At 59.9% G+C, this 26,215-nt stretch carries 26 protein-coding genes and 3 pseudogenes; 17 read left to right on the top strand and 12 right to left on the bottom strand.

What is annotated here, in order from left to right; genetic code table 11:
* Positions 1–221: 221 nt before the first annotated feature.
* The 3 genes from AC3B6A_RS14490 to AC3B6A_RS14500 are packed head-to-tail and all read right to left on the bottom strand — an operon-like array spanning position 222 to position 2,067.
* Positions 222–464, bottom strand: coding sequence for a DUF2790 domain-containing protein (locus AC3B6A_RS14490; protein WP_488397908.1), 243 nt, complete (start codon positions 462–464; stop codon positions 222–224).
* Positions 461–1,021: a cytochrome b gene (locus AC3B6A_RS14495; RefSeq protein ID WP_488397909.1), complete on the bottom strand. Its 561-nt coding sequence runs from the start codon at positions 1,019–1,021 to the stop codon at positions 461–463. The genes AC3B6A_RS14490 and AC3B6A_RS14495 overlap by 4 nt, the downstream gene beginning before the upstream one ends.
* A complete protein-coding gene (locus AC3B6A_RS14500; RefSeq protein ID WP_488397910.1) occupies positions 1,021–2,067 on the bottom strand; it encodes a catalase family peroxidase in 1,047 nt (348 codons plus the stop codon). The genes AC3B6A_RS14495 and AC3B6A_RS14500 overlap by 1 nt, the downstream gene beginning before the upstream one ends.
* A 161-nt stretch (positions 2,068–2,228) precedes the next feature.
* On the opposite strand from AC3B6A_RS14500, the gene AC3B6A_RS14505 reads away from it, so the two are divergent.
* On the top strand, positions 2,229–2,738 hold the full coding sequence (locus tag AC3B6A_RS14505; RefSeq protein ID WP_488397911.1) for a sigma-70 family RNA polymerase sigma factor: 510 nt from the start codon (positions 2,229–2,231) through the stop codon (positions 2,736–2,738).
* Positions 2,735–3,481, top strand: coding sequence for an anti-sigma factor family protein (locus AC3B6A_RS14510; protein WP_488397912.1), 747 nt, complete (start codon positions 2,735–2,737; stop codon positions 3,479–3,481). The genes AC3B6A_RS14505 and AC3B6A_RS14510 overlap by 4 nt, the downstream gene beginning before the upstream one ends.
* 100 nt (positions 3,482–3,581) lie before the next feature.
* Here the strand turns inward: AC3B6A_RS14510 and AC3B6A_RS14515 are convergent, their stop codons facing one another.
* Positions 3,582–4,574, bottom strand: a complete 993-nt coding sequence (locus tag AC3B6A_RS14515; protein WP_488397913.1) for an asparaginase — start codon at positions 4,572–4,574, stop codon at positions 3,582–3,584.
* Between the two features lie 107 nt (positions 4,575–4,681).
* A complete protein-coding gene (locus AC3B6A_RS14520; protein WP_488397914.1) occupies positions 4,682–6,124 on the bottom strand; it encodes an alanine/glycine:cation symporter family protein in 1,443 nt (480 codons plus the stop codon).
* Positions 6,125–6,292: 168 nt separating this feature from the next.
* On the opposite strand from AC3B6A_RS14520, the gene AC3B6A_RS14525 reads away from it, so the two are divergent.
* Both AC3B6A_RS14525 and AC3B6A_RS14530 read left to right on the top strand, forming a co-directional pair.
* The gene (locus tag AC3B6A_RS14525; protein WP_488397915.1) at positions 6,293–7,111 is read left to right on the top strand and encodes a helix-turn-helix domain-containing protein; all 819 of its coding nucleotides are present in this window, start codon (positions 6,293–6,295) and stop codon (positions 7,109–7,111) included.
* Positions 7,112–7,223: 112 nt separating this feature from the next.
* Complete coding sequence (locus AC3B6A_RS14530; protein ID WP_488397916.1) at positions 7,224–7,673, top strand: methyltransferase family protein; 450 nt, start codon at positions 7,224–7,226, stop codon at positions 7,671–7,673.
* Positions 7,674–7,729: 56 nt separating this feature from the next.
* Here the strand turns inward: AC3B6A_RS14530 and AC3B6A_RS14535 are convergent.
* Both AC3B6A_RS14535 and AC3B6A_RS14540 read right to left on the bottom strand, forming a co-directional pair.
* Positions 7,730–7,852 (bottom strand): annotated as a pseudogene (locus AC3B6A_RS14535) (LysR family transcriptional regulator); the annotation flags it as partial.
* Between the two features lie 81 nt (positions 7,853–7,933).
* The gene (locus AC3B6A_RS14540) at positions 7,934–8,749 is read right to left on the bottom strand and encodes an aminotransferase class IV family protein (protein WP_488397917.1); all 816 of its coding nucleotides are present in this window, start codon (positions 8,747–8,749) and stop codon (positions 7,934–7,936) included.
* Between the two features lie 124 nt (positions 8,750–8,873).
* On the opposite strand from AC3B6A_RS14540, the gene AC3B6A_RS14545 reads away from it, so the two are divergent.
* The 11 genes and pseudogenes from AC3B6A_RS14545 (at position 8,874) to AC3B6A_RS14595 (ending at position 19,481) form a co-directional block, all read left to right on the top strand.
* Positions 8,874–9,788 (top strand): LysR substrate-binding domain-containing protein, encoded by a 915-nt coding sequence (locus AC3B6A_RS14545; protein ID WP_488397918.1) that lies wholly within the window; start codon positions 8,874–8,876, stop codon positions 9,786–9,788.
* 89 nt (positions 9,789–9,877) lie between these two features.
* Positions 9,878–10,066: pseudogene (locus AC3B6A_RS14550) on the top strand (FKBP-type peptidyl-prolyl cis-trans isomerase); the annotation flags it as partial.
* A 1,011-nt stretch (positions 10,067–11,077) separates the two neighbouring features.
* On the top strand, positions 11,078–11,656 hold the full coding sequence (locus tag AC3B6A_RS14555) for a hypothetical protein (RefSeq protein WP_488397919.1): 579 nt from the start codon (positions 11,078–11,080) through the stop codon (positions 11,654–11,656).
* Positions 11,653–11,844 carry a hypothetical protein gene (locus tag AC3B6A_RS14560; protein WP_488397920.1) on the top strand — a complete coding sequence of 64 codons (192 nt, stop codon included), beginning with the start codon at positions 11,653–11,655 and terminating at the stop codon, positions 11,842–11,844. The genes AC3B6A_RS14555 and AC3B6A_RS14560 overlap by 4 nt, the downstream gene beginning before the upstream one ends.
* Positions 11,819–12,427 (top strand): phage tail assembly chaperone, encoded by a 609-nt coding sequence (locus AC3B6A_RS14565; protein WP_488397921.1) that lies wholly within the window; start codon positions 11,819–11,821, stop codon positions 12,425–12,427. The genes AC3B6A_RS14560 and AC3B6A_RS14565 overlap by 26 nt, the downstream gene beginning before the upstream one ends.
* Positions 12,428–12,440: 13 nt before the next feature.
* Entirely contained in the window at positions 12,441–12,878 is a 438-nt protein-coding gene (locus AC3B6A_RS14570) for a hypothetical protein (RefSeq protein ID WP_488397922.1), read from the top strand.
* The gene (locus tag AC3B6A_RS14575; RefSeq protein ID WP_488397923.1) at positions 12,875–15,142 is read left to right on the top strand and encodes a hypothetical protein; all 2,268 of its coding nucleotides are present in this window, start codon (positions 12,875–12,877) and stop codon (positions 15,140–15,142) included. The genes AC3B6A_RS14570 and AC3B6A_RS14575 overlap by 4 nt, the downstream gene beginning before the upstream one ends.
* Before the next feature lie 58 nt (positions 15,143–15,200).
* Entirely contained in the window at positions 15,201–15,461 is a 261-nt protein-coding gene (locus AC3B6A_RS14580; RefSeq protein ID WP_488397924.1) for a hypothetical protein, read from the top strand.
* A gap of 785 nt (positions 15,462–16,246) precedes the next feature.
* Positions 16,247–17,053 (top strand): hypothetical protein, encoded by an 807-nt coding sequence (locus tag AC3B6A_RS14585; protein WP_488397925.1) that lies wholly within the window; start codon positions 16,247–16,249, stop codon positions 17,051–17,053.
* A gap of 986 nt (positions 17,054–18,039) precedes the next feature.
* Entirely contained in the window at positions 18,040–18,741 is a 702-nt protein-coding gene (locus tag AC3B6A_RS14590; RefSeq protein WP_488397926.1) for a recombinase family protein, read from the top strand.
* A 410-nt stretch (positions 18,742–19,151) separates the two neighbouring features.
* Positions 19,152–19,481 (top strand): hypothetical protein, encoded by a 330-nt coding sequence (locus AC3B6A_RS14595; protein ID WP_488397927.1) that lies wholly within the window; start codon positions 19,152–19,154, stop codon positions 19,479–19,481.
* Positions 19,482–19,535: 54 nt separating this feature from the next.
* Here AC3B6A_RS14595 and AC3B6A_RS14600 read toward each other — a convergent pair whose 3' ends face one another.
* Genes AC3B6A_RS14600 through AC3B6A_RS14610 form a run of 3 tightly spaced genes read right to left on the bottom strand, consistent with a single transcriptional unit; the run spans position 19,536 to position 22,008 of the window.
* The gene (locus tag AC3B6A_RS14600) at positions 19,536–19,898 is read right to left on the bottom strand and encodes a hypothetical protein (protein WP_488397928.1); all 363 of its coding nucleotides are present in this window, start codon (positions 19,896–19,898) and stop codon (positions 19,536–19,538) included.
* 41 nt (positions 19,899–19,939) lie between these two features.
* Complete coding sequence (locus AC3B6A_RS14605) at positions 19,940–20,398, bottom strand: hypothetical protein (protein ID WP_488397929.1); 459 nt, start codon at positions 20,396–20,398, stop codon at positions 19,940–19,942.
* 11 nt (positions 20,399–20,409) lie between these two features.
* A complete protein-coding gene (locus AC3B6A_RS14610; protein ID WP_488397930.1) occupies positions 20,410–22,008 on the bottom strand; it encodes a recombinase family protein in 1,599 nt (532 codons plus the stop codon).
* Between the two features lie 52 nt (positions 22,009–22,060).
* Between AC3B6A_RS14610 and AC3B6A_RS14615 the strand changes: the two are divergent.
* Positions 22,061–22,222 (top strand): annotated as a pseudogene (locus AC3B6A_RS14615) (FKBP-type peptidyl-prolyl cis-trans isomerase); the annotation flags it as partial.
* A 3-nt stretch (positions 22,223–22,225) separates the two neighbouring features.
* Here the strand turns inward: AC3B6A_RS14615 and AC3B6A_RS14620 are convergent.
* The gene (locus AC3B6A_RS14620; RefSeq protein WP_488397931.1) at positions 22,226–24,187 is read right to left on the bottom strand and encodes a UvrD-helicase domain-containing protein; all 1,962 of its coding nucleotides are present in this window, start codon (positions 24,185–24,187) and stop codon (positions 22,226–22,228) included.
* A 157-nt stretch (positions 24,188–24,344) separates the two neighbouring features.
* On the opposite strand from AC3B6A_RS14620, the gene AC3B6A_RS14625 reads away from it, so the two are divergent.
* Complete coding sequence (locus AC3B6A_RS14625; protein ID WP_488397932.1) at positions 24,345–25,046, top strand: YebC/PmpR family DNA-binding transcriptional regulator; 702 nt, start codon at positions 24,345–24,347, stop codon at positions 25,044–25,046.
* A 120-nt stretch (positions 25,047–25,166) separates the two neighbouring features.
* On the opposite strand, the gene AC3B6A_RS14630 is transcribed toward AC3B6A_RS14625, so the two are convergent.
* Entirely contained in the window at positions 25,167–26,066 is a 900-nt protein-coding gene (locus tag AC3B6A_RS14630) for a LysR family transcriptional regulator (RefSeq protein WP_488397933.1), read from the bottom strand.
* Positions 26,067–26,215: the final 149 nt, after the last annotated feature.

Consider the following 26,215-nt stretch of genomic DNA (forward strand, 5'->3'; position numbering starts at 1 on the left):
GGGCGCCATAGTGAAAAAGGGGCAGCTGGAGTTCTGGCTATACGCCCCCCGATGGTCGCGTCTACCGCAAGCTTCGCTTCATCGATGACCGCTTGGTACAGGTCGAAATGGAGCGGAAGTAGTCGTAGCTGCGCTCTCCGGGCCTCTGCTCGATGCAGCCAACGAAGGGCGATAGCGGAAAAAGTCCTGCTACCGCCCTTCTTCAGTGCATGACCGCACCCTCAGTCCTCATTCCCACACCCCTGCCCCCACACTGGATACCGCAGCCGATGCAACTGCCCGGTGCTGTCCTCGTACACCATCTCCACCTCCCGAATCCCGCAGAAATCCAGGTCCGGCATCTGCACCACGCGCTTGATATCGAGCGTCTGGCCGTAGTGGTAATCCTCCGCCGGCGGCACGTCCTGCGCGGCGAGGGCCGCGCAGGATACGAAGAAGCCAGCCAGCGCGAGCAGCGCTTTCACGGCCGCTCCCCGGAGGAAGCAGGCGGCATCGGCGCGCCGGTCATGCTGGGCAGCACTTCGTCGCGGCGGATCAGCCAGTGGAACAGCGCGGCGGCGAGGTGCAGGAGGATGGTCAGCAGCAGGACGAAGGCGATGACGCTGTGGGCGCTGCGCAGGATGGTGTGGAGTTGCACCGAGGGCGCGACCAGCGCGGGCAGTTCGAAGCCGTCCCAGAGCACCACCGGGTAGCCGCCGGCGGATTGCATGGTCCAGCCCACCAGCGGCTGGGCCAGCAGCAGGCCGTACAGCAGCAGGTGCGAGAGGTGCGCGGCGCCGCGTTGCCAGCCGGGCATGTCGCCGGGCAGCGGCGGGACGCGGTGGGTCAGGCGCACGGCGATGCGCAGCAGGACGAGCACCAGCAGCGCGGCGCCCAGGGGTTTGTGGATGGCGATCAGCGCGGCGTGGCGCGGGGAGACGCTGGTGACCATGCCCAGGCCGATCAGCAGCATGGCGAGCACCAGCGGCGCCATGAGCCAGTGGAGGACGCGCAAGGAGAGCGGGAAGTAGGTCGGTTTCATCAGTGGGTCTCCTGGGCCTGCTCACGGGTGCGGCGGTTGAAGGATTCCGAGTAGGCGGCCGAGCGGGCGCTGAGCAGCGGGTCGTCGGAGGCGCGGATGCCGTCGGGGAGGATCAGCGGGTCGTAGTTGACGTCGCGGCAGTCGCCGCCGATCTCAGGCTGCAGGCGTTCGATCACCAGCTCGCCGGCGTCCAGCTGGCGGCGTTCCTTCGGCCAGGCCTGGGTGGCGTCGGCGGTGTTGTCGCCGGGCTCGCCGAGGATGAACTGCAGGCGCCAGCGCAGCGGGCCGGCGGCGAGGCGCTGGGCGACTTCGCCGGCGAGGAAGTCGGCGTCGCCGCGCTTGTCCGCCGCCAGCGGCTCGTACGGCGCGACGGGCTGCACCGACCAGCGCACCGGGTGCTCGCGCCCTTCCCGGTCCACCAGGTAGAAGGCGTTGAGGCTGTAGTAGGCGCTGTTGGCGTAGCTGGAGGACGGCGTGGAGGACTTCGCCCAGTCGCGGAATGCCTGGGTTTCCGGGTGGGCCTTGAAGAAGGCGGCGGCCTTGTCCGGGTCGGGCTTGCCGGTGCCCGGCTGCGGCGCGGTGGCCTGTTGCAGGGCGAAGAAGCTGGCGACGTCGCGCACCACGAAGACTGGCATGGCGTTCATGCCGGTGCGCCACTCCTGGCCATCCCCGGGCAGGAAGCGCAGGGCGAGGCTGCGGATCGGCGCGGCGCCGTCGCTGGCCTTGGGGTTGCCGCCGGGGATGGCCAGGCGCCCCACCACCGGCACGCTGCCCGGCGCGAAGAGGCTGGCCCGCGACAGCTCGGCGGCGGCGCCGTTGCTCTCGAAGCGGCCGATCACGCACAGCCCCTTGGCGTGGTTGCGCCGGTAGCCGGGATGCACGCCGCCGCCAGCCTCCAGGGTGTTGATGACCTTGGCCGGGGTGAGCCGCTGCGGGTCGAGCCAGCCGCCGACATAGGCGAAGACGGCGACCACGCCGAGCACCACGGCGCCGATGGCGGCCAGGCGCAGGGGCACATTGGGACCAGCGGGTGGGGTATCTGTCATTTGCAGCTCCTCGGGCTTAGGCTGAATGCGTTGAGCCGGTACGACGTACCATGCGCCGGGTTATTCCCGAGAGCCGCCAAAGAATTTTTTCGAGCGCCGCGGGAATAGATCGCCGGGGCGTTCGTCCTTACCGCTCGAATCCACCACTGCCAGACCTTGCGATGCACTCACTGGACGACCATTCACTGCGCGAACTGCTGCCCCGGCTGCGGCGCTTCGCCCTGTCGCTGACCCGCAGCGCCAGCAGCGCCGACGACCTGGTCCAGACGACCCTGGAAAAGGCGCTGTCGGCCTGGAGCGGCCGGCGCGCGGACGGCGACCTGCGCGCCTGGCTGTTCTCGATCCTCTACCGCCACTTCATCGACGGGCAGCGCCGCGCCCGCCGCTACGCGCGCATTCTCAGCCTGTTCGGCGCGGACAGCGCGGTGAGCGCCTCGCCCGAGGAGATCGTCAGCGCGCGCTCGACCCTGGAAGCCTTCGAGCGCCTGCCCGCCGAGCAGCGCGCGCTGCTGGCGCTGGTCAGCGTCGAGGGCCTGAGCTACCGCGAGGCGGCCGAGGCGCTGGACATTCCCCTGGGCACCGTCATGTCCCGCCTGTCGCGCGCCCGCACGGCGCTGCGCGCGCTGAGCGAAGGCCAGGCGGCGACTCCTTCTTTGCGGGTACTGAAATGAACGAACGCATTCCCGACGAGCACGACCTGCACGCCTATATCGACGACCAGCTCGACCCGGCGCGCCGCCAGTGGGTGGAAGCCTGGCTCGCGGCCCATCCGGAGGACGCCCGCCGCGTGGAAGGCTGGCGGCAGGACGCCCAGCAACTGCGCGCGGCCCTTGCCGGCCAGGGGCGCGGGGCAATGCCCGAACAGCTCGACCCGGCGCGGATTCGCCGGGGTCTGCAACAGCACCGGCGCTCACGGCTGGCCACGGCGGCGGCCTTGCTGCTGGCGCTGGGCGTGGGCGGCATGGGCGGCTGGCAGATGCGCGGCGACAGCCTGGCGCGCGGCATGCTGCCGATGCAGGACGCGGTGCAGGCGTACCGGCTGTTCGCCGACGTCAACCCGAACGGACTCGACCTGCGCGACGGCGACGACCTGCGCAACTGGCTGGCCCATTACCTGAAGGACGCCCCGCCGCCGCCGGCGCTGGATCGCGTCGGCCTGAAGACCGTCGGCGCCCGCCTGCTCGCCACCGAACAGGGCGCGGCGGCGCTGGTGATCTACGAGGACGGCCAGGGGCGCCGGCTGACCTTCTTCATCCGCCCGCCGGGCCCACGCCACGAAATGCTGCCGCAGGGGCAGCGCACCGACGGTGACCTGCTGACGCGCTACTGGAGCCAGGGTGGGTACAACTATGCAGTGGTGAGCCGCAGCGACGATCCGCAGGCGGGGGTCGTGGGGGAGATGGTGGGGTTCTAGCGTGACGGGACCGTAGGAGCGGACTTGTAGTGGTCCAGAATTTCCGGACCACTACAAGCTCGCTCCTACAGGTCATGCCCCTGCGCGGGGCATTAATGGGTCAGGCGTCGACCCGCTCGCCGCACAGGTCGAGGGCGAACAGGCGTTCCACCTCGGCGGCCGGCAGGCCGCTGCCCAGCAGGCTGAACAGCTTGCCCAGCGCGGCTTCGCGGGTCATGCCGCCGCCGGAGACCAGACCGGCATCACGCAGGCGGCTGCCGGCGGCGTACACGTCGAAGGCCACGTGCCCCTGCGGGCACTGGCTGATCGCCGCCAGCACCACGCCGCGCCCGTGGGCTTCGCGCAGCGCGGCCAGCAGTTCCTCGTTGTCCGACGGGCCGGTGCCGCTGCCGTAGCACTCCAGCAGCAACGCCTGCACGCCGCTGCCCAGCAGCGCGCGCAGGTGCTCGGCGCGCAGGCCGGGGAACAGCGGCAGCACCGCGAGGTTCACGCCCTGGCGCGGCTGGCGGTAGTCCAGCGCGGCGGGAATCGACCCGGCGCGCTCGCCCTGGCGTTCGCGCGGCAGCACGGCGAAGGCGTCGAAGGCCTCGCTGCGCAGCTTGGTGACGCGCGCGCCATGCATCAGTTCGCCGTTGAAGTAGATCCAGACGCCCGGCTCGACGCCGGACTCCAGCGCCTTCAGTGCGCCCAGCAGGTTGGCCGGGGCATCGCTGCCCGGCGCGCCCATGGGCAGCATGGAGCCGGTCAGCACCACGGGAATGCCCAGGCCGAGCAGCAGGAAGGACAGCGCGGCGGCGCTGTAGGCCAGGGTGTCGGTGCCGTGCAGCACCAGCACGCCGTCGTGGCCGCCCTGCTCCACCGCCTCGACGATGGCGTCGCGCATGGCCAGCCAGTTGGCCTGGGTCATGTTGGCGCTGTCGAGCAGCGGCTGCAGCTCGGCGAAGCGCCAGGCCAGGCCGGTCGCGTCCTGGCCCTGCAGCTGCTCGCGCATGCGCGCCTCGAAGCCGCCGGCCGGCGCCAGGCCTTCGGCGCTCTGCAGCATGCCGATGGTGCCGCCGGTATAGAGGACGAAGAGGTTCTTCACACGGCGCATGCCTGTGTCCTCGCAGGAAAAATCGCAGGATAAACCGCGAGGCCGGGAGAAGTCCCGGCCTCGCGTATCAGACTCGAACCCTGGTCCGGGGAGCAGGGTCAGCCGGATCAGCCCTGGACCGGCAGGCTGCCGTGGGCCGGAGCGGTGGCGTTGACCTTGTGGGCGTCGCGCCAGGCATCGTGGTCGATGTCCAGGTCGGCGAACTTGCTGGCGTCGAACACCGGGCGCTCGATGCCGGCGGCGCGCTGCTCGTCGTAGTCGCGCATCACCCGCAGGCCGACCTTGATCAGCAGCGCCAGGGCCACCAGGTTGACGAAGGCCAGGCAGGTCATGGTGATGTCGGCGAAGGCGAACACGGTGCCCAGGTTCTGCATCGAGCCCCACAGGATCAGGCCCAGCACCAGCACGCGGAAGGCGATCAGCGCGGTGCGGCTGCGGCCGACGATGAACTGCAGGGCGTTCTCGCCGAGGTAGTAGTTGTAGGTGATGCAGGTGAACACGAACAGCGACAGCGCGACGCTGACGAAGATCCGGCCCCAGTCACCGACCACCGCGGCCAGGGAGTTCTGGGTCAGGGTGATGCCGTCGCCTTCGAAGCCGGGGGTGTAGAAGCCCGAGAGCAGGATCAGCAGCGCGGTGCAGGTGCAGATGACGAAGGTGTCGAGGAACACGCTGAACGCCTGGACCACGCCCTGGGACGCCGGGTGGCGCACGGCGGCGACGGCGGCCACGTTCGGCGCGCTGCCAAGGCCGGCTTCGTTGGCGAACACGCCACGCTTCACGCCCATGACGATCGCGCTGCCGAGCAGGCCGGCGAAGGCCGGTTCAAGGCCGAAGGCGCTTTTCACGATGGTCGCCAGCATGTCCGGCACCAGCTCGATCTGGGTGACGATCACGTACAGGGTCACGGCGATGTAGGCCAGGGTCTTGACCGGCACCAGCAGGTCGGACACCGAGGCGATGCGCTGAATGCCGCCGAAGAACACGATGGCCAGCAGCACGGCCAGGGCGATGCCCGAGTACAGCACCGGGATGCCGAAGGCGTTCTGCAGCGAGTGGGTGACGGTGAAGGCCTGCAGGCCGTTGAAGGCGAAGCCGTAGGTGACCAGCAGCAGGACCGCGAAGGTCAGCGCCATCCAGCGCAGCTTCAGGCCGTGCTGGATGTAGTAGGCCGGGCCGCCACGGTACAGGCCGTCGCCGTCGCTGCGCTTGTAGACCTGGGCCAGGGTGCACTCGAAGAAGCTGCTGGACATGCCCACCAGCGCGGTGACCCACATCCAGAACACGGCGCCCGGGCCGCCGAGGGTCACGGCGATGCCGACACCGGCGATGTTACCGGCGCCGACGCGGCCGGCGAGGCTCAGCATCAGGGCCTGGAAGGAGCTCAGCTGGCCGGCCTGGCCGCGGATCGACTCCTTGAACACGCCGAACATGTGGCCGAAATGGCGGAACTGGACGAAGCGGGAGCGGATGGTGAAATACGCGCCGAGTCCGACGATGAGGACGATGAGGACTTTTCCCGAGAGGAAATCGTTGATCGCGTCGAGCATGTGCTGGGGCCTCGATTGTTATTGTGGGAGCACGGGCCTGGGGCTGGCCCGCTCACTGGGGGCGCATGGTTGCGCCCGAAGCTTCTCGAAACAATTTCGCGGCCTGCTCCGATTTGATGCGACTTGGCGCTACAATGGCGCCAGTCGCATCACCTGGACCTGGCACTGATGTCCGAAAACCTCGGCCCCAACCTCAAGCTGCTGTGCAGCCACTACCGCTCTATCTCGGAGGTTTGCCGCAAGCTGGCAATCAACCGCGCGCAGTTCAACAAGTACCTGGGCGGGCAGAGTCTGCCGACGCCGTACAACCTCAAGCGCATTGGAGACTTCTTCGGCGTCGAGGACTACGAACTGCAACTGCCGCCCGAGCAGTTCGCCCGCCTGATCGGCGCGCGCGGCGCCTCCCCCGCCAACGTCCAGCGCGACGACCCGCTGCTGGAAATGCTGCGCCCGCTGCGCGACCACGCCGGCAACCTGTCGCGCTACTGCGGCTACTACTTCGAATATTCCAACTGCATGTCGGTGCCCGGCTCGACGCTGCTGTCGCTGGTGCACCTGTACGAGCAGGACGGCAACTTCCTCTTCGAGCGCCAGGAGCGCCAGGAGCGCACCAGCAGCACCGACGTGCAGGCCGAGGACTGGGTGCGCTGCCGCTACCTGGGCGCGGCGTTCCAGCTGCAGGACCGGGTGTTCCTGATGGACTACGAGTCGCTCACGGTCAACGAAATGAGCCAGACCATCCTCATCCCCAGCTTCAAGAGCCGCATCACCCGCCTCAACGGCCTGAAGACCGGCGTCTCCAGCGGCGACCGCCGCACCCCGGCCTGCACCCGCGTGGTCTGGGAATACCTGGGCCCGGAGATCAACCGCATCAGCGCCTACCGCCAGGTGAGGCTGTACCAGCCGGACGACCCGCGCATCGACGACGACGTGCGCCAGCGGCTGGCGGCGGGACCGATCCGCCACGGGTTGTTCGAGATCGAATAGCCCGGGGACAGGTTCCTGTCCGCAAACGCGGGCTCACAGACATGCCGGCAAGGCTTACGCCACCCGCGCCAACGCGCTAGTGTGGCGCCACGACACCGCACGGAGACGCCGCATGGACTGGCTCGAACATCGCATCCCCCCGCCCCTGGTGGCGGTCATCATCGGCGCACTGATGTGGCTGCTCGCCCGTCCGCTGCCACCGCTCGGCGGCCGGCTGTGGCTGGCATTGCTGGTGCTGCTGGCCGGCATCGCGGTGTGCCTGGCCGGCGTGCTGTCCTTCCGCCGCGCCCGCACCACCGTCAACCCGCTGAAACCGGAGACTGCCTCCGCGCTGGTGGTCGCCGGCATCTACCGCCACACGCGCAACCCGATGTACCTCGGGTTCGCCATCGTGCTGCTGGCCTGGAGCATCGCCCTCGCCTCCCTGCCCGCCGCGCTGGGCGCCGTCGCCTTCGTGCTGTACATGAACCGCTTCCAGATCGCCCCGGAGGAACAGGCCCTGCGGCGCCTGTTCGGGGCGGAGTTCGACGCCTATTGCAGCCAGGTGCGCCGCTGGGTCTGACAGGTTCGACGCGGGACGCGGTTGGCGGAGTGATCCGGCAATTCGGAAAACGTCCGTAACCGCTCCCTGAGCCAGCGATGCGCCGGGTCGCAGTGCGAGCGTTCGTCCCAGAGCATCGGCATCTCGTAACCCGGCACCTCCACCACGCGCAATACCGGGTTATCCCGCACCAGCCGTGTGGATGCCTCGCTTACAGGGGCAGGCGTACGGCTTTTCGTAGGAGCGAGCTTGCTCGCGAACCGCCCAACCGCAGACTTTCTTCAGGGCCGAACCCGCGGCTCGGCCTCGAAGGCGCTGCGCAGCAGCTCGACGAACGCCGGCGCCGGCGGGATCTCCACGTCGCCGATGCGGCTCACCGGCACCGCCGGCGTCCAGGAGTTCATCACCACGGCGCCGGTCAGGCGCGGCAAGTCCTGGCGGTCGATGCTCAGCACCGACTGGCGTACGCCGAGCTTGTCCAACTGGCGGCGGAGGATGCCCATGGTGGTGCCGGCGAGCATCTTCGCCCGCGGCCAGACCACCGATTCGCCGTCCCAGAACGCCAGGTTCCAGATGGTCGCTTCGCTGAAGCGGCCGCGGTGGTCGGTGAATACCGCATCGTCGAAACCGGCGGCCACCGCCTCGCGCAGGTACCAGGTCTTGGCGATCTCACCGACATGCTTGATCTCCGGCAGCACCCGCTCATGCCCGGCGATGGCCAGCGACAGCGGCCCCGGCGGCCCATCGGACGACGGCGCGGTGCGCACCAGCAGCTCGGGCCGGTGCTCGGGGCCGGCGACGGTGAACTCCCCGGCCGGCGAATACACCGTCGCCATCAGCGAAGTATCCGCCGGCGCCTGCTCCAGCGCGGCGCGCAGGGCGGCGCGAATCTCCTCGTCGGCGTGGCTCTGGCCGAACAGCCGCTGCGAGGCAGCGCGCAGGCGCTCCAGGTGCAGGTCCAGGCCGCGGATGCCGCCGCCGCGCACCTGCATGGCGGTGAAGTGCGCGTAGCCGGCGAAGGCCAGGGGCGCCAGGTCGTCGGCGCTGGCGGGCTGGGCGTTGCGCTGGGTGATGTAGGGATGGATGGCGGCTGACATGGCGTTGGCTTCCCCTGCTCGGTGATCTTCAAATCCGGCATCAAGTGAGGCCACTATCGGGCTTTGACGAAGCCAGGAGAAACGAGTATTTCTCGACGGATCATCAAAAAGGATTTGAAGATCGATGAGCCGCTCCTTTCCCGGCATCCGCGCCCTGCGCACCTTCGAGGCCGCCGGCCGCCACCTGAACTTCACCCGCGCCGCCGAAGAGGTCGGCCTGACCCCGGCCGCGGTCAGCCACCAGATCAAGGAGCTGGAGGACCAGCTCGGCCTCGGCCTGTTCGTGCGCACCAGCCGCAGCATCCAGCTGACCCCGGCGGGCGCGCTGCTGCTGGAAGCGGCGGCGGAATCCCTCGACCTGCTGCACCGCGCCACCGTGCGCGCGCGGCGGCTGGCGCGGACCTCCGAGCAACTGCGGGTCTCGCTGACCGCACGTTTCGCCACCCACTGGCTGCTGCCGCGCCTGCCGAAGTTCCGCGCGCTGCATCCGGGGCTGAAGCTCAGCTTCGACGTCAGCGACGAGCTGCGGGATTTCGCCGTCGACGACATCGATCTCGCCATTCGCTTCGGCAGCGGCCGCTACCCCGGCCTGCTGGCGGAACGGCTGTTCGACACCCGCATCGTGCCGATCTGCTGCCCCGGCCTGCTCATCGACGGGCCGCCGCTGCGCGAACCGCGAGACCTGCAGGCCCATACCCTGTGCCATGTCATCTGCGAAACCGAAGGCGCGGCCTGGCCGGACTGGCCGCGCTGGATGGCCGCCGCCGGCGTCGAGGGTTTCGACGATGGCAACTGCGTCGCCTTCGAGGACACCAGCCATGTGGTGCAGGCGGTCCTGGAGGGCGACGTGGTCGGCCTGGCCGACCGCGCCATGGTGATGCGCGAGCTGGAACAGGGCCTGCTGGTGCAGCCTTTCGAGCTGGGCATCGCCGTGGCAGAGGATTACGCCTACAACCTGGTCTACCCGCAGGCCAGCGCGGACGACCCGCGAGTCAAAGCCTTCCGCGAATGGATTCTCGGGGAAATGGCCGACCGCTGATCGACGCCAGCGGCTTGCAAAGGCCGGGGTTTCCTGCGAAAACCCACGCCCTCGCGGCACGCGCCGCCGCCCCATCACGAGAGAACGCCATGAGCAGCGAACTGCAGATCGAAGATATCGTCGTCGGCGACGGCAAGGCCGTGGTCAAGGGCGCCCTGATCACCACCCAGTACAAGGGCACCCTGGAGGACGGCACCGTCTTCGACTCGTCCTGGGACAAGGGCCGCCCGTTCCAGTGCGTGATCGGCACCGGCCGCGTCATCAAGGGCTGGGACCAACTATTTTCTAAATAGGTTTTTGTATCCCGCCCTCCGTTATTCCTCTCCAGCCCTTGCAGAATCAGCCTTTCAGCCATTTCAGAGCTGAATTAATTGAGCCTATAAGCACAAATAAAGCTTGACTTCAAGTGAATTCATGCTATAATAATGTATAGATTGAGAGAAAATCTTAATCATAAGATTTACCCCTTAGTCCACCCGCCTCAGACGGGCTTCTTTACCGGCCAGCAGCTCCGGTCGGACGATTGCTGTAGATCGGCCTTTGCAATGGGCTACCTCCTGCGTCCCCTGTCGCATGATCGATACAGGGCCCTCTTCAGGCTTGGCATGGCTTGTTGGTTTGCGACATTAAGGGGCGTCACGCCCCTCTCCTTTTCAACACATCATCTAGCCCCTACTCCCAAACGTAGACCGAAAGGTTTACACGCCTCCCTGTCGTCTCCACCGGCAGGAGGCACCCTATTCAACATAGCCCACTTCAATAGTGGGTTTTTGTTGGACCTCTGTAATTCATAACCTCACATTTATTTAACATCTGAATAATTCGGAAGGAGATTCCATTGTCTAGAGAATGCCTCTGCTGCGGGAAGTCTATTGAAGGTAAACATGGACTCCGAAAGTATTGCAGCAGCCTTTGTCAACATCGCCAGTATCGAAAATTACACCCTAACGCACAACGTAAATGGACAGCGGATTGGCGCTTAAAGAAAGTTATAGAAGCCGCACAAGGTTATCTAAATGCAAAATCCCTCATTGAACAACGCAAGGAGCAACAATGTTAACCATGTGCCTAATCGGAGCCTATTGCTACAACCTCCTAGCGATCATTGAAGCATTTACAGGGGATTGAACATGACCAATCTAATCCTTTTCGTTTTCTTTCTGATGGTGGCCGTGCCATTAGCCCTAGGATTCTTTTTGGTTCGTGCAATCGGAAGGAAAGCTAATAAATACATCGATTCGAAAATTAAACTAATTAACGCAACACAAAACACACAGGAGAAATAAATAATGTCCCACCCAATAGTAGATGCCAAACTACCAGAATTCAATCAAGCTGAGTTAGAAAGCCGAATTGATAACGCTATCTTCAGCTACAACAGGAACGAAGGTTATCGTTACATTCGTTACGCTTCTCGCCCTGATGTAACAGACAGTGAAGTGGTGCGAGTGCCCAACATGCCAGCAGGGCGAGTTATCAGAGTGCAATGCGATACGATGACAAGCATTCTAGATGCAACTGTAGAGCTGACCAAGAAAGGCCACGAACGCACCTACAGCGAACTAGATGGCTACATTGCCGATCAGCTGACAGTGTATTTCAACATTCTAGATGAGCAGGCAGAACAAGATATTGCCGCTATCAAGCATGCTGTTGAAGCTGAATATCAATCTGAGCTAGCCAGTAAGAAGAAAGCTTATATCGAACGCCAAGTTGCCCTTGTGCAAGAAGCTACTAAACGCCGGGCCGCTGAAGAGCTTGTTAAGCAACAGGAACAAGAGGCAGCAGCTCTGTACGCAGAAATTGAGGCTAGCCTGTTCGGAGAATCTGAAGCCCCTGTAGCTAAGCGTGGTGGTGCAAGAAAATGAGTAATGTATTTGAAATTAAAGAACTGGCTGCTGAGCTGGCAAAAGATGAAACTCTGATTGAACGCCTGAAGCGTGCTAGTGAACAAGCCCAGTTTCGCATTGATAAATGGAAGACACTTAATCTATCTGATGTTCTAGCAAACATTGAGAGCGTTAATAATTATGGCCCTGAAAACATCCTCCGTTAATCTAGGGGATGTTGTAGTAGAGATTAAACAGTGGGCAGCCTATGATGGATTCAATGTCTATAATAAGATTGACAAGAATCTATCACCCTTTATTCAACAGTTTGCACAAGGCAATCTTCTACAATCCGTTCCAGAAATTCTAAACGAAATTGAAACAGAAGAAGAGATTGAAGAATTTGTTAATACCCTTCTATCTTGTGCAACAGTTGACGGAAATCCTGTTACAGCTGATTCACTGGGATGTAACTGGGCAGACCTAACATTCCTACTTGGCAATATTATCGTGCTCAACTTCTTGGGCATGTGGAAAGAAAGATTCTCCCCGCCTGCATCATCTGAACACTACACCCCTACATCCTGCCCTTATACAAGACGGATTGATGCCGCCACACAGCAACTGTCCGTCCCGCCAATCATCTACATGATTGTTATGTCTGAATCTAAGCTAGCCACTCTCAGAGAGCTGCAAGAGACATACTCCGTAGATGATGCATTAGTACTATTGGAGATGATCCAACATTACGGATACGTCTCTAACCAACAAATCAAGAAAGCTGAAGCTGAGGCTAGGCAATCTAAATAAATAGGAGATGAACATGCTGCGTAGTAGCGTGAGAAAGTCCCTCTCCGCTTATGCAGAAAATGTTAAAGATAATGGAACACATGCAATTCTGTGTAAGCTGACAGGGCGAGTTGCCCCTAAAGAGTTCTTCCATGCACTTCGTCAATATATGAAGCGCACATTGAAGACAACAAACGGATTTAAATACTTCTGGTTTTGTGCGAATGAAACTAGAGAGAAATCCGGAGTGTACGTTGCTATCACCGGTGACATGATTAATCTAAATCTTGCTTACAAGTTCCTTAGCCGTCCACATGCTGGTGCTGAATTTACAACTATTGAATATGCCGGATACAACCGCACAACATTCAAAGACCTAATCAATCATAATTTCACTTTCTATTACCAAGTGCCGAATCAAAAGAGCCACGGCGGGAGTAAGATTAATAAGCCGGAGGCTGTAACAGAATGATTGGTGACAATGTAATTGCACAGCTAACAGGAAAGGTTAAATTCGATATTGATACGTCGGGCCTGTTGAAATTCAAACGTTATATGCAACAGATTCAACAGAAGATGAATCCGTTGATGGCAGACCTCAAGCGGTTGGAAACCTCTCTGAACAAAGTTGCTGGAATCAATCCTGACAATCTGAAGGTAGCTGCTCAATCTCGCTCCCGTGCCTTAGATCGGGAGCTACGTGCAGAGCAAGTGCTACGTGCACAACGTCAACAGACATTCAGGGCCGAGCTTGCCGCCCAGAAGCTTCAGTTTAGGGGGATGGAACAGGTATCCGCCCTCCGCGACGTACAGTATCAACGTGCAAAGGAACAGGCAGCAGCGCTCCAGAAAATGGAGCTGAAAGCCCAAGCCAAGCGGGGACGCCCAGCTAACAAGGAAAAGCAGGCTATTGACCAACGTCTGCGCCTTGCCCGTATTGAAGCGATCCACGCCAAAACGCAGGAACGCTCCAAGCTAGCGGATGCGACCTATCAGAACAAAATGAATCAATTCCAGCGTGGCCAGTATCGTCTAGAACTGATGCGGGAAGAAGCCAAGGCTAAAGCTCATCGCACCACGCAACGCAGTACAGACGTCCTCCTAGCCCGTCAACGTGCAGCAGCTCGGGAAGGTCGACAGGTAGAACGTCACGAATGGGCAAGACAACGTCAAGTGGCCCGTAGCGCCTCTACAGGCCCTTCTCTTCCGTCGATGCTGAGTAGTGGTCTCAATGGTATGCGTGGTGGCCTAGGTGCTGGTGTAGGCGCTGCTTTGTCGGTTGCTGCTGGTCCCCTTGGCCTATTGGCCGCCGCTGCTGGCGCTGCTGCCGTTGGCATTGGTGCAATGAATGATCGTATTGAGCAACGTAAGCAAAACGTTATCAACGCCGAAAGCTTCGACATGTCTTTCACTCCGCTATCTGACAATCCTGAAATTCAGAAGAGAATTCGACAAGCCTTCATCGATGTACAGACCAAAAACGCTGGTGTGATCGACGCTGATACGGCCAAGCAATTCGGCGGATTTGCAACAACAATGATGAAGATGGGCAAGACACTCCCACAGGTGTTAGCAGAGTGGGATAAGCGCTCTAGGGCGTTCCGTATCGGTGGCCTAGCTGCTGACGCTCAACGTGATATGAACCGAGAATTCACACGCATTCAAACGTCTGGTAAGGCCGATGCCGCCGACGTTGAGCAGATCACAGACCGACTACCCGGACTAACTCCATACCTCGCCCAAGCCGCCGCACAGGGTACTAGATATGCCAAGTCTTCTATGGAAGTCATGATTGGCCAGTGGAACAAGAATCTAAAGGCTGGTAAGGGCCTGTCTGCAGACGTGTTTAATCGTGCAATGGATGCATTCCTAAAGGACAACGGGAAAGCTTTTGAGAATTCTCTGAAGTCTGTAGGTGCACAACAGCAGCTCCTAGAGAACCAACGTTACCTTCAAGAACAAGATATTAACTCTTCTAAAGAAGTGTCTGATGCTATGCGGAGACGCATTGAAGCCGAAGCACAGCTAGCCGAGCAGATGAAACCTGTAAACGAAGCCATGGCTGAATTTGATGTTCAGCTTGTAAAGGTTTACACAACCCTCGCTTCTTTCGCAGGCTGGATGCTTGGTGTGCAGGATAAGGCTAAAGGCCCATCGGTCCCTGTTGTTGACAGTAGTGGTAAGCCTGTAATGGACAAGGACGGCAAGGCCGTTACAGAAGTAAGGGAACGTACGGGATTCCAGAAATACAAAGATGAAATCCTAAACAACCCTGATGATTCTAACACTGCACGTAGCGTCAAGCGTGCTCTCTATGATCTCGCCAAAGTCACGACGATTGCCGGACAGGTTACATGGCTTACAGATGCCATTACAGAGCGTCTAGGCAGCTCGCCAATGACTGTGGATGAGCAACGTGCCGTTATTGCTCAGAGAGCAGCAGACGAAGTGCAACGCCAAGCAACACAAGCTCAGATGACCGCCACTATCACAGCGAACAATCCGAATTTTGCTAATGCCTCTACGGCATCCTCTCCACTTGGCGTGCCAGATATCGCTCCTGTACAGGTGCACCTAGAACTTAACACCACTGTAAATGCAGCAACCTCTGACCCACACGGATTGGCAAATCAGCTTGCTCCCGAGCTATCCAGACACATGCGTGATACAGCTAAACAGGCATTCTCTGATGCCATCGGTGAAGCCCGATCCCAGCAGAAAGAGACACGCCGTTAACAAGGGGGCGCAAGGCCCTCTCCCATCCACCCCTAACCAAAGAAGTAGAAACACTGTAATGAAAGAAGTATTCACCCAACTTGGCACATGGCTTGCTGGTGCCGCTCTTGTAATCTGTATGGGCGCTTTCAGCTACCAACAGTCACAAATTGATAAGCTGGATGATCGTATCTATGCCATTAGATATGAATCGGCAACAAAGAAACAGCTAGCCGAGACTGTTACGCAACTCTCTAAAGACGTGGAACGTATCAACGATAAGCTAGACAATCTGATTATGCGTCAGAGCAACCCAAAGGCGGAACATCCTCCGCTGTGACATAGGCCCGCACATGCGGGCTTTGTTATGCATATTCAATTATCAATATTGTTTATCTATTTAATTGATATATGTGTAAACATAAATCAATATTATGAGTTGGACATATTGCAATTGTCGTGCGAGAATATTATGTGAGGTGAGATATTCTTTCCCTTGCCTCCCCCTCCGTTTCAAGCCACTTCCAACACTACCCTCAACAATCCTGAAACATAGGAGACATATTCATGCACCAACATCTGAAAATCCTAACTTGTGCACACTGCGGAAACAGTCACCGTAAACGCAAGATTCAACCCTATTGCTCTATCTCGTGCAGACTCGCCGCCAAGGCCCTGCAAGCTGCCAAGATGCGTGAAGAAGCCGGAGTTGAGGGATTGCATATCCCCACTCTGTAAACGCAATACAGAGCCTTCTAGAGCACCTGCAACGCCCTCCTGCTACACAGCTTCAGCAACACCCTCTGTAACAACAATCTAATACGCCACTCATTGTGGCTTTAGTCATTTCTAGCAATACAACCCAACACGACCATAGTCGTCCTAGAGTAAGGAGACACACTCATGCCCGTAACAAAAGTAAAGCCAACAGTTCGCCGCCCAACATGCCCAACATGCGGCAAGCGTTTCAGAACAACAAACGCCCGTAAGAAATTCTGCAAAGCAGCTTGTCAGGAGCTATCCGTAGCCAAAGGCCGGAAGGTTCGCAATGAATTCGATGATGCCCTAGCTTCGCCATTCTTCAGCTACCTAGCGGTACAGGTTAGACGTGCAGGAACCGTTAGAGTGATTCCGCATGACTTCGATTTACTCTGTGAGGTCCACGCCGTTTACACCAAGGCCCACCGTGCCAATCGCTTCGGCATGATTAAAGATTACGTCATCGCCCACATTTACCCTGTGAGCGGCCCTGCTGATCGTATCGGCTCCCTTCATCCGTCCAACATCGTTGTAGCTTCCCACCGTCGTAACGCCAGTCATGGCGACACCTACTATGGCGCTGGTCACTCCGTTTCCGCCGTGCACCCTCTAGACCTGAAACTCCCCATCACCAAGGGCACAGAAGTGCTTAAGGCTATCGGTAAATACCTCGGTGAAGAGCTGGTGCTGCAACTGGCCAAGGCCCTCAAGCTGAAGCCCTCCCATCGTAACGCACTGGTGCAATGGCTCCGTGAGAACATCGACCCGGCCAACCCGGAGCACGCTGAATTCATCATCACCAAGGACGTGAAGACGCCCACCCTCGCCCAGTGGAAGGCCGCCATCCAAGGTAAGACCTACAAAGCCTTCTCCATCAGTAGCGACAAAGCCTTTGAGCTTGACGTGATGCGTGGCGAGCTGGAACGCCTGTCCGCCTGGAACCCTAATCTGCTAGACGTCGTTGAGCTGCTGTCCAAAAGCGCCAGCGGCACCATGCTGGATGATGAGAGTGAAACCGTGTGCCATTTCTTGTTCAACATCGCCCATGGCGAAGATGCACGCTCTTACATGGCCTACTTGACTCAATGGTCTGACAGCTTGGTTGTCGGTGCACATGGGTTCCTACGCGTTTACGCACCAGCAGCAGTGGACCCCGCAGACTTCATCTTCTGATGCACCATGCAAAAGCTTCGCAGTGTAGCTAGTAGCAGTTCAACATGAACAATACGCCCCGGAATAGGCTCTAGCCTTAGTCGCACTAAGGCTCCAGAGTTTGCACAGTGGACACAATATGACGGAACGTCATGACAATTGCACAACAGAACGACAGTTCTATTAAATAACTGTTCTATTAAATACTTCTTGACAAGATTTTCACATTGTAAGTAAAATGCCTTTCTCTCTTGTGCTTCGCACGGCACAGTCCCATCCGGCTAAAGCCGGCCCCTAATAATCCTAACTCCAATCTAAGCTTTTGCTCTTGCCCTTCGGGTGAAGCGGAGCTTCGATAGGTACACCTCCGGTAAGTAATACCTTCGATAGATACACCCTCCTTGTCGGGACGACAGAAGATATTCAGGGAGGATATTAATAATTAATCCTCCCTTCTCTAAAGCCTTCGCTCTTGCATGGTGCTTGCACCAAGGCTGCCCCTCCATCCTGCGAAGCAAACCTAGATCATTCTTTTATTATAGTATTAATAACCCACTGTTTAAGTGGGAGATTTATTCTGTATGTCTGCGGAGTAGACATTAGTAATACGCCTACAATCCAGATGATACGGGCATCGGCGACGATGAATGCTAACCCGGATGATTTCTTAGCAAGCTAATATCGTATTTTTGATATTAATTAGTGAATTATTGCAGCCCAGCTGCACAGGCAACAATACCCTGTCAACTCCCGTTGATCGGATGGCAGCCGAGAGGCTGCTTAGGTGAATGGAGTTCGGGATGTAGAGGTGCGTCGGCCTGACGCGCCGCTTCACATGGTCATACTGCGCATCAAATAGAATTGTTCATTTTCTAACCAATGTGCGAATTGTCATTTCAGGATTTCCCGCATTGTCATTTCCGCAACGAACGTCCCCTAATTGACAATTGAATGCGCAACAGTGAAAATGCGCACATCAGCTAATGAATTGCAGGGGGATGATGGAAATGGACGTAATCGCTTATTACAGGGTATCGACCAAAGGTCAGGGCGAATCTGGCCTCGGTCTGGAAGCTCAACGTGAATACGTGCAGACAGCAGCCGCCCAACAGTGCTGGAACATCATTGCTGAATTCGTTGATGTGGGTGTGTCTGGTAGCGTCCATCCGCTGGAGCGCCCTGAAGGCTCCAAGGCATTCGCTTACGGACTGCCTGTCGTTGTGGCCAAGCTTGACCGCCTTAGCCGGGACGTTGAGCATATTGCCGGTTTGATGAAGCGTGCGCAGTTCAAAGTAGCTACGATGCCGAAGGCAGATACGCTGCAACTTCACCTATTCGCCATGCTGGCCGAGCAGGAACGCACATTCATCAGTCAACGTACAAAGGACGCCCTAGCCTCTCTCAAGGCCCGTGCCAATGCTGGTGATGTTGAATCTAAGCGTAAGCTGGATAACCGTCAGCAAGCCCTTCAGAAAGGCCGTGGTGATGCGCAGGCAGCTAAGGCTAGGGATGTGCACGTAGCAGCTTCAAAAGCTAAGGCAGAGGCTTACAGGGACGCTATCGACGCATGTATCCATCGTGGCTGTAACACCCTGTCTTCTCTCGTTCTGTGCCTGAATGAACGTGGTGTTAAGGCAACACGTGGTGGTGATTGGAACGCTACCCAAGTGAAACGCCTGATGGCGAAGCTTGATATTCAATTCGTCTGATAGAGTAGAATTCTCTTGACGTGACAACTTATTTCTGAATTACCCAGCTTCAGCACTGCCGTAGTCGTGTGCGGTTAAATACATTTCCTGTAGATTATTTTTCCCAGCCGCACCATAGAACCCACCACCCCAGTGCCATTTCCAAAATTTTACAGAATGAGTTTTCTCTAGAAACTCACCTCTGTATCTAGTAGGAGATTCTCATGAAGCTCCGATGCCACAACGCTAGTGTCACTAAGGCTAGAGGGGTATTTCAGTGGACAGCGTTACGCTGTCAGATGGACAGTGCAGCGGCGCTGCCTCTTGGCTACAAACCGGCCATATCCTATCATCTGCCCACCGGCTACCCCGGAGCCGCAAAAGGGAATTCGCGGATTCTTGTCGTTCCTTATGGTACAGATGGAGGTTCCATGACCAAGAATAGCCCTAAGCGCGTATTCGTAACCAACGCCACGATTGTTCATCCCGCTACACCGCCTGATCTACAGAAGCACCTTGCAGCCCTAGAGCTGCGCAACGCCCGTAGAAAGGAGTGGATCGGCCTCGCCGTTGTTCTTCTCGGGATTGCCTTACTCTTTGCCCCTCTTTCCTTCGGAGCTGTGTCTTGGCAATTCAAGGCTCTCGGCATGGAATCAAGCGTCTCTCAAGCGTCACCGGGTATTGTTGTAATCATCGCAGGACTATTAGTTGTCTTGTCCAGCCGCTACCTATTCCAGCACAACCCACGAACACCACATTAAATGAAAAGGGCGCTGATGAGCGCCCTTTTTCATTCGTGCAGACTTTTGTTATTTCTATTCGTTCTCCAGCTTCGCCAGTGCATCCTTAAGATTCTTGATCAACGTAGCTTTAGCCTCTTCCCGTTCCTTCTTGGCCTTCTCAAGCGCTGCTTCAGCCTGTTTCACTTTGGTATCCAGCTCCGCAAGCTTCGCTTCTAGAGCGTCACCTCTAACAGCCTTGGTGCCAGTGCTCCCGCCTTCAGCTTTCTTCGCACGCTGAATCCAACTGCTCAGATCGTTCCGCTTGACGTTGTATTGCTTTGCGATATCGTCACCAGTGATGCCAACAGCCCGTGCGTCATACGCAGCAATAATCTTATCCCGCTCATCTTGAGGAACGTCTTTACCATTACGTACAGCTTGTCCTTCAACGCTCATGTGTAAATCTCCTGTTGATCAATTCGTGTTGTTGACGATTGTTAAGCTTGTTTCCGCTTACGGAAGCCCCTGGTGATCCAACCAACGGTCCAACCTGCGAGGTATAACCCTACACAGCCGAGCAGCCAATTGATGGGGAGCCAAATGAAGAGTTGTTTCTTTTTCTCTGTCGCCCTTTCGGCAGCTCTCTGCTCCCAGTGCTCATGCCAGCTACGCTTTTCATCTATGTAGGCTTGGTCCGGGTAAAAATCGGAGAGAGGTTGTTTCTCTACTTCCTTGCTCTTACCTCCGGTGACAACTTCCAAGCCGACTATTTCCACCTTCTCCCTTTCATTTCTGACAGCTTTGTCCTTAGCCTTTTGTGCAAACTCCTTTTGCACTTGTTTTAAATCAAACTCTGTTGATTCGTACCTTGGATAATCGACTACCAACACCCCCACAAGAAACCCCGTATAAATTACACAAGTAACAAGCCACAGCCGTTGCCATCCATTTAGCATTTTCGTCTCCTTCACTCATGTTGTTGTCGCAGGTTTTCATAATCTTCTTCTGTCCATTCTGACGATGCAACGTCATCAGCTTGGAAGGGCTCTACATACGGGTAGTCTTCATCAGACAGCTTCGATACGAGCAGCAGCCTATCCCCTGCCATCAGCTTGTAACAGTCTTCCCGCCGATCAACACCCGCATACCTGTATTCGATATCACTGTGTGTAGTGGTGATTCTGCTATCAGGGTGCACAGTGATTGCATAACCAATGGTACGGAGCATTGCAGATAGCCTAACGCTGTCCTCTTTCTCCAGCTTCCACACCTCCCCCATCTGCCGCCAAGGTTCGCCAGCTGGGACAACCTCTGTAGCCTTCAGCAACGTAAGCTCATGCTCAGCCCGTGTCCGCTCCGCCTTGGCTTCTTTCAGTTGGTGCAACAGTTCGTCCATATCATCTGTTAGCTGAATGGCACGCCCCAGCCGCTCAACACGCCGTGATATCTCTAGAAGCTCAGCTTCCCGTGCGACAATCTCTTTCTCATTGACGCCCATTTGCTGCTGTTGGATGGCTTCCCGTGCAGCCTGTACGGACGTGAACGTGTAAATCTTGTCGATGACAGGCTTGGGGATGACACGTGAATTCTCACAGCTTTTGAGCTGCTGCCGTGTATGGCAACGCAACGAATGCGGCCTCCCGTCCTTGTTTTGCATGATGTAGTTTTTGCCGCACCACGCACACTTCACCAGACCTACAAGAAAATTCGATGCTGTCTTGGGTGGCCGTTCAGTCTTCACCCGCTCTGCGTGCAGCTGGGCTTTGTAGAATAAGGCTTGATCGATGATAGGCGGGAACACACCTTCAATCACGTCATGGTCTGGTGTGTTGGGCCGAGTCTCCCACTTGCCGATCACTGCTTTATTCCGTAACCAACCCTCAACAGTGGGACCGCTGCACTTGGCCAGCTCAGGGACGCTGGATTCCCGCATCCGCTTCGCAATGGTGGTTTTGCCCACTCCTGACACGTAGAGTTCGAACGCTGTCTTGATCCACGGTGCAACGCTCTCACGCACCACGCCTTCTGGTGTGAGCCACACGGGGTTTAGACGCTTGGGCATTACGCCTGCCTTGGCCTTGTCTCTCCGTATCGTGTAGGACTCTGCAACACGCCTACTGAGTGTCGCTGAGTATTGGTGTGCCGCTTGAATCTTCGCCATCAGCAAGTGGATGTGTGCACCGTTCAGGCTGTCGCGGTTGTACACGTTGCCATCGTCGAGGGTGATGATTGAAACGCCTGCCCTTATGATCGGGACAATAACGTCTGCAATCATGTCTAGAGTATCCATTCGCCCTGCGCGGTCGATGGCCTCTACTAACACAACGTCCCCAGCTTCGATGGCTCCCGCTTCGATGGCTGCAAGCAACTTGGCAAACCCACCACCCTCCTTGGTGTGCTCGCCGTGGTAGCCCGATTTAGCCAAGTCTTTGAAACAGAGGTCCGACCGGGAGTATTCAGGGTTTCTATCCAGCCACTCGGCAATCATGCCTTCTTGTCGCTCGACGGAACTTCCCCCGTGTTGCTTCATCGATGAGAAGCGGACATAGCTGATGGCCTTGGGCATTGGGGGCATCCCTGATTTGCTGGAAGGGTCTCAGTGTATCATCTGAAATAGCTGGGACATCGGCCTGATGGGCATGCAGGTCGGCGGCAAGCGCAAGCTGTTCGTGCCCGCGCACCTGGCCTACGGCGAGCGCCAGGTCGGCGCGCACATCAAGCCCAATTCCAACCTGCTGTTCGAGATCGAGCTGCTGGAAGTCCTCACCCGCGACGATTGACGTTCAGGCCGGCGCGGCTTCCACGCTGCGCCGCATCGCCAGGATCGCCGTCGGCCCCTGGGCCTTGCGGGTGAACCAGAGCACCCGGCTGACGCCACGGGTGATCGCCACGTAGGCCAGGCGCAGCTGCTCGTCCTGCTGGGCCTGGTCGTAGCCGCTGGCGAAGAAACCCGAGGCCGCGTACAGCGCGCTGCGCAGCGGGTGTTTCTCCGGCGGCGCGCAGTCGTCGACGATGATCGCCACTTCCGCCTGCAGGCCCTTGGCGCGGTGGATGGTCATGCCCTTCACCGGCAGCTTGCGGTCCAGCTCGCCAAGAATCGTCTGCAGGGTTTCGTTGCGCCGGCTGAGCAGCAGCACGGCGGTTTTCTCCCTCGATCCGCACGCGGCGACGTGCTCGCACTGCTTGCGGATTTCCTCCAGCAGCAGCGGCAGGCTGTTGCGCGCATCGAAGCGCTGCACCAGCTTCACCCCGTGGTCGCCCGCCTCCGCCGACTTGAACGCCCGGCAGGTCTTGGCCTGCTTGTGCGCCATGCCCGCCAGCACCCGCTCGCCGTCGCGGATCACCGGATCGATGCTGCGGTAGTTGGTCTCCAGCAGCAGCACGCGGCTCTTGCGCCGGGCCTTGCTGGGGAAGTGCCGGTCGAAGTCCATGAACAGCTCCGGCGAACTGCCGCGCCAGGCGTAGATGGACTGCCAGTCGTCGCCGATGGCCATCAGGCTGACCGCCTCGCCGCGCTTGGCCAGGTCGCGGTGCAGCGCCTGCAGCCACTGCACGATCTGCGGCGAAACGTCCTGGAATTCGTCGATCAGCAGGTGCTGGAACGGCGCCAGCGCCTCGGCCGGCAGCTTGCCGTCGCCAAGCTGGTCGGTGAGGCGCTGGAAGGCCAGGTTGAAGGTCAGCAGGCCCTGCGCCTGCAAGGCCGCGTCGAAGGCCGCCCAGAACAGTTGCAGCGCCTCGACGAAGCGGCGCTCGCGCGGCGGGCAGTCGAGTCTTTTCGGCTGCAGCTGGTCAATGCGCAGGCCGATGCTCTCGATGAACCCGGCCTGGGCGTAGAAGGCTTCGAACAGCGGCAGCGCGGTGAACTCGCCGGCGAGCTTGAAGGCATCCAGCGGCGCCTTGCCGATGCGCGGCGGCTTGCCGTCTTCGCCGGCTTCGGGCGGTGGCGGCAGGTCGAGCAGTTGATGGACCAGGGTGCGGAACGGCGCCTGTTCGGCGTAGCACTGCTGGTAGACCTGCTTGAGCAGGCGCTGCTGCGCCGGGCGCAGGCGGCCGGCGAGCAGGGGGTTGTCCAGTTCGCTGGCGGGATCGCGTTCGTCCAGTTGCTCGAACCAGCGCGGATTCTTCAGCGCGACTTTCGCCAGGGTGCCCATGGCCGAATGGAAGGTGCGCACGCACTGGCGCGCCTGCGCCGCGTCGAACGGATGGCCCCAGAAGCCGAGCACCTTCACCAGTTGCTCGCGCAGTTGCGCGCAGGAGGCGTTGGTGAAGGAAATCACCGTCACCCGCTCGGCCGCGATGCCCAGGTGGCAGAGCATGTAGACGACGCGCAGCACCAGGGTGGTGGACTTGCCGGAACCGGCGCCGGCGAAGATGCGGGTCAGCGGATCGGGCGCGAGGATCATCGCCCACTGCTCGTCCGACGGCAGGCTGACGACGCCGGCGGCCGCGGCCTGGCTCACCCGTTCGCGCATGGCGGCGGCGTGCTGCTCGTCGGGAGCCGCCGCTGCGCCGTAGATACCGGCGGCGGCCGCGCGCGGGCGTCTGGGCGCCGGCGCGTCGCCGTCCTTCTTCGTCTTGGCGGGGCGTTTGGCGGGCGCCTTGCCCTTGCCTTTGGCCTTGCTCCGCGCGCGCGGCTGCGGCTGCGCCGCTTCGCGTTCGGCGCGCAGGTATTCGGTGGTGCGGGGGAAATAACGCGCAAGGGCTTCGGCGATCAGCCGTTTGTAGCGTTCGACAGCAGACTCCATAAACCCCGTCCGGTACAGATACAGCGTTGAATCATAAGCGCTTTTCGACACGGACAGGCAACCGCGACCAGGGTTCCCCGGCCAGCCGGATATCGCCAGCGGACGCGCCAGCCCTTAGACTTGCCGCCCAACATGAACCAGCAGCCAAGGGATCACCATGGGCGCCCAGTGGAAAGCCAAACATAAAGAAGCCGCAGCCAACGCCAAGGGGCGCATCTTCGGCAAACTGTCCAAGGAAATCATGATTGCCGCGCGCAACGGCGCCGATCCGGACATGAACCCGAAACTGCGCCTGGTCGTCGAGCAGGCCAAGAAGGCCTCGATGCCCCGCGAAACCCTGGAGCGCGCCATCAAGAAAGGCGCCGGCCTGCTGGACGGCGGCGCCAGCTTCGAGCGCGTGGTCTACGAAGGCTTCGCCCCGCACCGCGTGCCGGTGATCGTCGAGTGCCTGACCGACAACGTGAACCGCACCGTCGCGGAAATCCGCGTGCTGTTCCGCAAGGGCCAGCTGGGCGCCTCCGGCTCGGTGGCCTGGGACTTCGATTACCTGGGCATGGTCGAGGCCACCCCGGCCAGCGCCGACGCCGACCCGGAACTGGCCGCCATCGAAGCCGGCGCCCAGGACTTCGAGCCGGGCGAGGAAGACGGCGACACCCTGTTCCTCACCGACGCCACCGACCTCGACGCGGTCTGCCGCGCCCTGCCGGAGCACGGCTTCACCGTCGCCTCGGCCAAGCTGGGCTACAAGGCGAAGAACCCGGTCAGCCTGTCCGGCGCGGAGCTGGAGGAAGTCGAAGCCTTCCTCGACGCCCTGGACGGCAACGACGACGTGCAGAACCTTTACGTCGGCCTGGCGTAACGCAAACGGGCGGACTTTGTCCGCCCTTCGCGGAGAAGCTCCGCTCCTACAAAAGCCGGAGCACCGCGCTCCCGTAGGAGCGGACCTTGTCCGCGATTGGCGTGCGACGCGCGCCTCGATTCACCGCACTACCCGCCCCATCAGCGCATCCTGGCTCGCTTCGGCCTTCTCCCGCAGGAAGTCCCAGGTGGTGCGCATCCGCGCGATGTCCTTGAGCTCCGTAGGCATCAGCATCCAGAAGGTCCGCACGAACTCGATCTCCTCCGCCAGCACCGGCTGCAACGACGGGGCCTCCGCGGCGGCGAACGCCGGCAGGATCGCCAGCCCGGCGCCCTCCGCCACCGCGCGCTGCTGGGCGAGGATGCTGGTGCAGCGCAGCGCCATGTGCAGCGGCCGGCCGATCTCGTCCAGATACTGCAGCTCCTTGCTGTACAGCAGGTCGTCGACGTAGCCCACCAGCGCGTGCTGGCGCAGGTCGTCGCGGTTGCGGATCGGCCCGCGCGCGGCCAGGTAGTCCTTCGAGGCGTAGAGGCGCAGCACGTAGTCGGTCAGCCGGGTGATCAGGTACGGGCCGCGTCCCGGCCGCTCCAGGGTGATCACGATGTCCGCCTCGTGGCGCGACAGTTGCAGCGCGCGCGGCACCGCCAGCAGGTCGACGCCCAGGTGCGGGTGGCGCTGGTTCAGTTCCACCAGCTGCGAGGTCAGCAGCGTCGAGCCGTAGCCTTCGGTCGCGCCGATGCGCACCTTGCCGGAAAGGTTGTCCTCGGCGCCCGCCAGGCGTTTCTCGATCACCTTGCAGGCGCTTTCCATCGCCTCGGCCTGGGGCAGCAGGCCGTGGCCGGCCTCGGTCAGCCGGTAGCCGCCCGGCTCGCGCACCAGCAGCTGCGCGCCGATGCTCTTCTCCAGCGCCTGCAGGCGGCGCGCCACCGTGGTGTGGTCCACGCCCAGGCGACGGGCGGCGACGGTGAGCTTGCCGGCGCGGGAGAGTTCGAGGAAGAAACGCAGGTTGTCCCAGTCCATGATTGCCCCAACGCCTCCTCTATGTGCGCCCGTCATGTGCGCCGTCATGCGCGCCGTCATGTGCGCCGTTATGTGCAAAATCGCAGACCATACTTGCACATCACCGCATTGAACACATCAAAAATGCACTGTTAGGATCGATCCAGACA

The organism is Pseudomonas sp. B12(2026) (genome assembly GCF_057767015.1).

Excerpts from the sequence above, each read along its gene's own strand:
- AC3B6A_RS14530 (WP_488397916.1), top strand. The coding sequence starts at position 7,224 with ATGGACTGGCTCGAACATCGCATCCCCCCGCCCCTGGTGGCGGTCATC.
- AC3B6A_RS14545 (WP_488397918.1), top strand. The coding sequence starts at position 8,874 with ATGAGCCGCTCCTTTCCCGGCATCCGCGCCCTGCGCACCTTCGAGGCC.
- AC3B6A_RS14630 (WP_488397933.1), bottom strand. The coding sequence starts at position 26,066 with ATGGACTGGGACAACCTGCGTTTCTTCCTCGAACTCTCCCGCGCCGGC.
- AC3B6A_RS14590 (WP_488397926.1), top strand. The coding sequence starts at position 18,040 with ATGGACGTAATCGCTTATTACAGGGTATCGACCAAAGGTCAGGGCGAA.
- AC3B6A_RS14595 (WP_488397927.1), top strand. The coding sequence starts at position 19,152 with ATGACCAAGAATAGCCCTAAGCGCGTATTCGTAACCAACGCCACGATT.
- AC3B6A_RS14625 (WP_488397932.1), top strand. The coding sequence starts at position 24,345 with ATGGGCGCCCAGTGGAAAGCCAAACATAAAGAAGCCGCAGCCAACGCC.
- AC3B6A_RS14510 (WP_488397912.1), top strand. The coding sequence starts at position 2,735 with ATGAACGAACGCATTCCCGACGAGCACGACCTGCACGCCTATATCGAC.
- AC3B6A_RS14600 (WP_488397928.1), bottom strand. The coding sequence starts at position 19,898 with ATGAGCGTTGAAGGACAAGCTGTACGTAATGGTAAAGACGTTCCTCAA.
- AC3B6A_RS14620 (WP_488397931.1), bottom strand. The coding sequence starts at position 24,187 with ATGGAGTCTGCTGTCGAACGCTACAAACGGCTGATCGCCGAAGCCCTT.
- AC3B6A_RS14500 (WP_488397910.1), bottom strand. The coding sequence starts at position 2,067 with ATGACAGATACCCCACCCGCTGGTCCCAATGTGCCCCTGCGCCTGGCC.
- AC3B6A_RS14525 (WP_488397915.1), top strand. The coding sequence starts at position 6,293 with ATGTCCGAAAACCTCGGCCCCAACCTCAAGCTGCTGTGCAGCCACTAC.
- AC3B6A_RS14505 (WP_488397911.1), top strand. The coding sequence starts at position 2,229 with ATGCACTCACTGGACGACCATTCACTGCGCGAACTGCTGCCCCGGCTG.
- AC3B6A_RS14560 (WP_488397920.1), top strand. The coding sequence starts at position 11,653 with ATGAGTAATGTATTTGAAATTAAAGAACTGGCTGCTGAGCTGGCAAAA.
- AC3B6A_RS14555 (WP_488397919.1), top strand. The coding sequence starts at position 11,078 with ATGTCCCACCCAATAGTAGATGCCAAACTACCAGAATTCAATCAAGCT.
- AC3B6A_RS14515 (WP_488397913.1), bottom strand. The coding sequence starts at position 4,574 with ATGCGCCGTGTGAAGAACCTCTTCGTCCTCTATACCGGCGGCACCATC.
- AC3B6A_RS14570 (WP_488397922.1), top strand. The coding sequence starts at position 12,441 with ATGCTGCGTAGTAGCGTGAGAAAGTCCCTCTCCGCTTATGCAGAAAAT.
- AC3B6A_RS14540 (WP_488397917.1), bottom strand. The coding sequence starts at position 8,749 with ATGTCAGCCGCCATCCATCCCTACATCACCCAGCGCAACGCCCAGCCC.
- AC3B6A_RS14580 (WP_488397924.1), top strand. The coding sequence starts at position 15,201 with ATGAAAGAAGTATTCACCCAACTTGGCACATGGCTTGCTGGTGCCGCT.
- AC3B6A_RS14565 (WP_488397921.1), top strand. The coding sequence starts at position 11,819 with ATGGCCCTGAAAACATCCTCCGTTAATCTAGGGGATGTTGTAGTAGAG.
- AC3B6A_RS14495 (WP_488397909.1), bottom strand. The coding sequence starts at position 1,021 with ATGAAACCGACCTACTTCCCGCTCTCCTTGCGCGTCCTCCACTGGCTC.
- AC3B6A_RS14610 (WP_488397930.1), bottom strand. The coding sequence starts at position 22,008 with ATGCCCAAGGCCATCAGCTATGTCCGCTTCTCATCGATGAAGCAACAC.
- AC3B6A_RS14520 (WP_488397914.1), bottom strand. The coding sequence starts at position 6,124 with ATGCTCGACGCGATCAACGATTTCCTCTCGGGAAAAGTCCTCATCGTC.
- AC3B6A_RS14605 (WP_488397929.1), bottom strand. The coding sequence starts at position 20,398 with ATGCTAAATGGATGGCAACGGCTGTGGCTTGTTACTTGTGTAATTTAT.
- AC3B6A_RS14575 (WP_488397923.1), top strand. The coding sequence starts at position 12,875 with ATGATTGGTGACAATGTAATTGCACAGCTAACAGGAAAGGTTAAATTC.